The following is a 6,562-nucleotide window of genomic DNA, read 5'->3' as shown; positions in this document are numbered from 1 at the left end:
CGGGCCGCCGGGAGGACCGGCCCCCGCGCCCCCGGTTCCGGGCGTCCCGGCGGGCGGGCCGCGGAGACGCCGCAGGTCGGGCGCGCACGGGACGCCGCGCGCGGCGAGTCCGGTGCCCCGGTGCGTGAACCCCGGAGGGGGCGGACTACAGTGGACCCGCGGTTGAGGCGACCGGTACGACGCCCACCGCGACAGCAGCAAGACCGGATCGGGGCACCCGCCCCGGGACGGCCCGAGGATCGCGGGGGCACCGCCAGGTGGACGCGATCCGGCGGACGCGAATTTCCCTTGCCTAGTTGGACGTGGACCCGATTGTGACGGTGCTCAGTAACAAGCGCGGGGTCGAGCAGCTGGACGGCCCGATGCCGGGGGCGGCATCGGTCTCGGCCCCTCCGGCGGCGACCTCGGCCGAGAGGCGGACGCTCGGCACGAGCGTCCGCGCCTACGTGGCGCTCACCAAGCCCCGCGTGATCGAGCTGCTCCTGATCACGACGATCCCGGTGATGTTCCTCGCCGCGGACGGCCTGCCCTCGCTGAACCGGGTCCTGCTGACCTTCGCCTTCGGCTGGATGTCGGCGGGCGCGGCGAACGCGGTCAACTGCTACATCGACCGGGACATCGACGCCAAGATGCGCCGCACCCGGCGCCGCCCGCTGGCCCGCGCGCAGGTCCTGCCGGGCCGGGCGCTCGCCTTCGGGATCGCGCTCGCGGTGATCTCCACGGTCGGGTTCGCGCTCACGGTGAACGTGCTGTCCGCCGCGATGTCGCTGTTCGCGATCCTGTTCTACGTCTTCGTGTACTCGCTGCTGCTGAAGCGGCGGACCTCCCAGAACATCATCTGGGGCGGCATCGCGGGCTGCATGCCCGTCCTGATCGGCTGGTCGGCCGTCCGCGGCTCCGTCGACTGGACCCCGTTCATCCTGTTCGGCGTGGTGTTCCTCTGGACGCCGCCGCACACCTGGACGCTGGCGATGCGCTACAAGGAGGACTACGCGGTCGCCAAGGTCCCGATGCTGCCGGTCGTCGCGTCCGAGAAGCGGGTCCTCGGCGAGAGCCTCGCCTACACCTGGGCGACCGTGGCGTGCTCGCTGCTGCTCTGGCCGGTCGCCGGGATGACCCCGGTGTACGGGGCCGTCGCGATCGTCCTCGGCCTGGTCTTCCTCGCCGAGGGACACCGGCTCTTCAGGGACGTCCTGCGGGGCGTCACGGGCGTCCACCTGCGTCCCATGCGCTTCTTCCACCTCTCCAACGTCTACCTGGCGCTGCTGTTCACCGCCGTCGCCGTGGACCCGCTCCTGCACTGACGCCGCCCGCGCCGCCGCCGCCTCGTACCTGGGCCGGCGGCGGTGACCGTTCGGGCAGCCGGCGGGGGCCGTCCGGTTCCTGGAAGATCGCCGCAGGTCGGCGGGGTCTTGTCCGCACGGCCCTTACGGGACCGTTACGCTCCCGCTATGGCGCGCATTGATCCCAAGGCGGTGCTCGAAGGGCGGATGCCGGGGCGTCCCCCCGTGGCCCTGGTGATCGGACTCACCGTCTCGTCGCTGTGCGCGCTCGCCGCGCTCGGCATCGACGCCCTCTACGGAGGCGCGGGGTTCTGGGTCGGGATGGTCCTGGCGATCCTCCCGATCCCGCTGCTGATCGCGCTGGTGCTGACCCTCGACCGGATGGAGCCGGAGCCGCCCCGCGCCCTGGTCTTCTCGTTCATGTGGGGCGCCGGCGTCGCCGTGCTCGGCGCGCTCGTCCTCAACACCCTCGGCCTGCTCTACGTGACCGTCCCGATCTTCGGGGAGGTCCGGGGGCACTTCGTCAGCGCCACCTTCGGCGCCCCGGTGATCGAGGAGTCGCTGAAGGGCGCGGTGCTGTTCGGCCTGCTCTGGTGGCGGCGCAACGAGATCGACGGCTTCGCGGACGGCATCATGTACGCCTGCATGGTCGGCCTCGGCTTCGCGATGATGGAGAACGTCACCTACTACATGCGGGCGTTCGACCTCGGCGGCACCAAGCAGCTCCAGACCGTCTTCATACTCCGCGGCGTCGTCGCCCCGCTCAGCCACCCGCTGTTCACGTCCATGACCGGCATCGGCGTCGCCTGGGCCGCCACCCACCGGCGCGGACGCCTCGCCGCGCCCATCCTCGGCCTGCTCGCGGCCATGCTGCTGCACGGCCTGTGGAACGGCGCCGCCGCCATGGGCCTCGGCGGCCTCGGCTCGGTCTACGTCCTGGACGCGGTCGTCCTCGCCGCCCTGCTCACGGTCGTGTTCGTCGAGCGGCACAACACCGTCAAGCGGATCGAGCTCGTCCTGCCGATGTACCAGCCGACCGGCCTGGTCACGCCCGCCGACATCCGGATGCTGCGGTCCATCCCCGCCCGCCGGGCCGCCCGCCGCTGGGCCCGCACGCTCGGCGGGCGCGGCGCCGCCAAGGCCATGGAGGACTACCAGCTCGCCGCGACCGAGCTCGCCCTGCTGCACAAGCGCGCCGAGCGCGGCGTCGCCGAGCCCCGCTGGTTCGAGGCCCGCCGCGACTCCCTGCTGGACCTCATGGGCCTGGCCCGGCAGACGTTCCTGCGCACCGCGCCGCCCGCGCAGCGGCAGGGCCCGCCCTGGGCCGATCCGGGGCCGTCCGGGTTCGTCCCGCCGCCTGCCCCGGGCCCCTACGGCTGACCCCGGCGACCCGCCGTCCGGCGCGTCCCGTGCCGCGCCCGTTTCGCCGCGTTCAGGGTCCGACACGCCCCTACCCTTGGACGGGGGCCGGGTCAAGGCTGCGGGGCCCCGGCCATACGATGAAGGGCGTGGCCGAACGATCCGAGACCGCTGCTGACCCACGCCCGTCGCGCAATCCGCTGACCCGGGTGATCGACTCCTTCTGGAACCCGACCCCGGCGTCGCTGCGGCTGCTGGCGCTGCTCGGCGTCATCGGCAACGCGCTGATCGTCGCGACCGGCGGCGCGGTCCGGGTGACCAAGTCGGGCCTCGGCTGCCCCGACTGGCCCCGGTGCACCGGCGACAGCCTCGTCCCGACGCACAACCCGGCGCACTCGGCCACCAACATGGCGATCGAGTTCGGCAACCGGATGCTCACCTTCGTCGTCCTCGCGATCGGCGTCCTGGTCTTCGTCGCCGCGCTGCGGCTCGTCCCGCGCCGCAAGGACCTGGTCCGCTGGGCGCTCGCGCAGCCCATGAGCGTGGTCGCGCAGGCCGTCATCGGCGGCATCGTGGTGCTGTCCAAGCTGCACCCGGCGGCCGTCGCGCTGCATTTCCTGATCTCCCCGGCCCTGCTGATCTTCTGCGTGGGCCTGTACGAGCGCTCCGGCGAGGGCGACACGGCACCGAAGCGGATCGTCCGGCCGCTGCTCCGCCGCATCTCCGGGCTGCTGGCGGTCGCGGCCGCCGTCGTCCTGGTCGCCGGGACGGTCGTCACCGGCACCGGCCCGCACGCGGGCGACGACAAGGCCCGCCGCTGGGGCTTCGCCATCGAGGACGTCACGCGCGTGCACAGCGGCCTGGCCTGGCTGACCGTCGGGCTGACCGTCCTCGCCCTGATCGTCGCCTTCCGGACCGGCGCGCCCGCCGTGTACCGCCGCCGCGTCCTCACCCTGGTCGGGCTCGAGGTGGCGCAGGGCGCGCTCGGCTACATCCAGTACTTCATGGGCGTTCCCGGGCCGCTGGTCGTGCTGCACATGCTCGGCTCGGTGCTGGTCTGGATCACGGCCCTGCGCATCCTGTTCGCGACCCGCGACCGGGGCCCCATGCCCGCCGCGGAGACCATCGCGCCGGCCGCCTCGTCCCGCACCGCGCCCCAGCCCGCCTGACCCCGCTTCTCCGGGGCCCGCTGATCTTCACGGCCCGCGGCCGTCCGATGACCGCAGGGGCCCGCCCGGAAACGACCGGACGGGCCCCGCGGCGCTTCGTCAGCCCTTCTTGGCGAGGAACTCGCGGAGGCGGGGGAGCGGCCAGGTGTTGATCACGTCGTCGGGCGTGATCCAGGCGCGCTGGGCCGTGCCGACCGCGAACCGGATGTTGCGCATGTTCCCGACCGAGTGCGCGTCGGTGTCGATCGCGAACCGCACGCCCAGCCGCAGCGCCCGGCGGGCCAGGTCGGCGGGCAGGTCGAGCCGGTCCGGGAACGAGTTGACCTCCATGGCCGTCCCGGTGCGGGCGGCGGCGCGGAACACCTCGTCCCAGTCGGCGTCGACCGGGGCGCGGCGGCCGAGGGACCGGGCCGTGGGGTGGCCGATCACGTTGACGTGCGGGTTCTCGCACGCGGTGATCAGGCGCCGGGTCACCTCCTCGCGGCCCTGGGTGAAATGCGAGTGGACGGACGCCACGCACACGTCGAACCCGGCGAGGAAGTCGGCGTCCCAGTCGACCGAGCCGTCCGGGCCGATGTTCAGCTCGGTGCCGTGCAGGATCGTCAGGTCCGGATACTCCTTCTGGAGCTCTCTGATCCGCTCGCGCTGGGCGAGCATCTTCTCGTCGGTCATCCGCTGCATGACCAGGTCGGGGGCGTGGTCGGTGACCGCGTAGTACTCCAGGCCCCGGGCGGCGGCCGCCGCGACCATCTCCTCCAGGGACGCGACGCCGTCGGTGAGGTCGGTGTGGGTGTGCAGGTCGCCGCGCAGGTCCTCCACCTGGACGAGCCGGGGGAGCTCGTCCTTCTGCGCCGCCTCGATCTCGCCGGTGTCCTCGCGCAGCGGCGGCGGGATCCAGGGCAGGCCGAGCCGCCGGTACACCTCGTCCTCGGTCTCGGACACGACCAGCGCGCCGGACTCGGCGTCGAACAGGCCGTACTCCGACAGCTTCAGCCCCGCCCGGACGGCGATCTCGCGCGTCCGGATGTTGTGGGCCTGCGAACCGGTGAAGTACTGGAGCGCCGCGCCCCACGACTCCGGCGGGACGACCCGCAGGTCGACCTGGAGGCCGCGCGAGGTGCGGACGGAGGTCTTCTTGTCACCGCTTCCGATGATCTCGGTGACGAACGGAAGCGCCTTGAACGCCTCCATGATCGGGTGCGGGTCGTCCGAGGCGGCCAGGACGTCCACGTCGCCGATGGTCTCGCGGCGGCGCCGCAGCGACCCGGTGTACTGGCACCGTTCGACGCCGGGCAGCGCCGAGATCGCGGCGACGACGTCGTCGGCGAGCTCGCTCGCGACGTCGACCGGGGCGCGGTCGCGGGTCTGCGCCAGCAGCTCGATGCCGTGCCGGAGGTTCTCGACCGACTTCGGGCCGAACCCCTTGAGGCCCTTGAGCCGCTCCTCGCCGATCGCCTCGGACAGCTCGGCGACCGAGGAGATGCCCAGCTCGTCGTACAGCTGGTAGGCGCGCTTCGGGCCGAGCGTGGGGATCTCGGTCAGCGCCCGGACCCCCGCCGGGATCTGGGCGCGCAGGTCCTCCACCTGCCGGATCGTGCCGGTCTGGTTGAAGTCGAGCAGCTTCTTGGCGATCGCCTCGCCGACCGTCGGGATCTTCCGGAGGCCGGGGAGGCCGAGGCCGGAGATGTCGTCCGGGAAGCCCTCGACCGCCCGGGCGGCCTTCTCGTAGGCCCGGATCTTGAAGGCGTCACCGCCGGTGATGGACAGGAGGTCGGCGAGCTCTCGCAGCAGCTCGGCGGCCTCCTCGTTCGCGCGTGCCATACCGGCAGCCTACGAGGCGCCTACGACAGAACCCGGGCCGGGCGGGCGGCCGTCAGCGGAGCGGGGCGACGGGGCCGTCGGGCTGCTCGGTGCGCCCGCGGACGACGGCGTGGGCGATCTCCCCGGCGCGCTCGTCGGAGTACGCGCGGAACCCGTCCGCGGTGACCACGGCGAGCGACGGGTAGATGCGCCGGGACGTGTCGGGCCCGCCCGTCGCCGAGTCGTCGTCGGCGGCGTCGTACAGCGCCTGGACGGCGACGAGGGCGGCCTCGTCCTCGGTCAGGTCGTCCCGGTACAGCTTCTTCAGCGAGCCCGAGGCGTACGGCGATCCGGAGCCGTCCGCGTGGTACCGCCGTACCTCGCTGGGCGCGCCGGTGATGTCGTAGGAGTAGATGCGGCCGACGTTCTCCTCGACGTCCCAGCCCGCGAGCAGCGGGACGACCGCGAGGCCCTGGAGGGCCTGCGCCAAGTTCGCCTGGACGACCGCGCCGAGCCGCCGCGCCTTGCCGGGCAGCGACAGCGGGACGGTCTCCATCTTCTCGTAGTGCTCCAGCTCGACCTGGAACAGCCGGACCATCTCCATCGCCAGGCCGACCGTTCCGGCGAACGCGACCACCGAGTGGTCGTCGCCGCGCTGGACCTTGTTCAGCTCGCGGTAGGCGATCTGGTGTCCCTGCGTGGCGCGGCGGTCGCCCGCCATCAGCACCCCGCCGGGGAAGGTGAGCGCGAGGACGGTCGTGCCGTGCGGCAGGTCCAGCGGGCGCGCGCCCTCGGGCGTCCGGTTGACCGGCAGCAGATCGGGCGCGTGCAGGCGCAGGAAGTCCACGAACGACGCCTGCCCCGCCTCGAAGAACTCGGGCGGCAACCCCTGGTCGTCGTTCAGGCCGGTCACGGCGGCTCCTCTCGCTCTCACCGGGACGCCGGATCCGT

At 73.0% G+C, this 6,562-nt stretch carries 5 protein-coding genes; 3 read left to right on the top strand and 2 right to left on the bottom strand.

All coding sequences use genetic code 11. The features are described from left to right. Positions 1-362 precede the first annotated feature (362 nt). From EBO15_RS30735 to EBO15_RS30725, 3 genes are all read left to right on the top strand, one after another. Complete coding sequence (locus EBO15_RS30735; RefSeq protein ID WP_122197972.1) at positions 363-1,304, top strand: heme o synthase; 942 nt, start codon at positions 363-365, stop codon at positions 1,302-1,304. Positions 1,305-1,451: 147 nt separating this feature from the next. Further along, positions 1,452-2,663 (top strand): PrsW family intramembrane metalloprotease, encoded by a 1,212-nt coding sequence (locus EBO15_RS30730; RefSeq protein WP_122197967.1) that lies wholly within the window; start codon positions 1,452-1,454, stop codon positions 2,661-2,663. A gap of 119 nt (positions 2,664-2,782) precedes the next feature. Next, complete coding sequence (locus EBO15_RS30725) at positions 2,783-3,811, top strand: COX15/CtaA family protein (RefSeq protein WP_122197966.1); 1,029 nt, start codon at positions 2,783-2,785, stop codon at positions 3,809-3,811. A 99-nt stretch (positions 3,812-3,910) separates the two neighbouring features. On the opposite strand, the gene polX is transcribed toward EBO15_RS30725, so the two are convergent. Next, a complete protein-coding gene (gene polX / locus EBO15_RS30720; protein ID WP_122197965.1) occupies positions 3,911-5,632 on the bottom strand; it encodes a DNA polymerase/3'-5' exonuclease PolX in 1,722 nt (573 codons plus the stop codon). A 52-nt stretch (positions 5,633-5,684) separates the two neighbouring features. Further along, entirely contained in the window at positions 5,685-6,524 is an 840-nt protein-coding gene (gene prcB / locus EBO15_RS30715) for a proteasome subunit beta (protein ID WP_122197964.1), read from the bottom strand. Positions 6,525-6,562: the final 38 nt, after the last annotated feature.

Origin of the sequence: Actinomadura harenae (assembly GCF_003696215.1) — a bacterium.
Classification (GTDB): domain Bacteria; phylum Actinomycetota; class Actinomycetes; order Streptosporangiales; family Streptosporangiaceae; genus Spirillospora; species Spirillospora harenae.
This window is presented reverse-complemented; position numbering and strand designations above follow the sequence as displayed.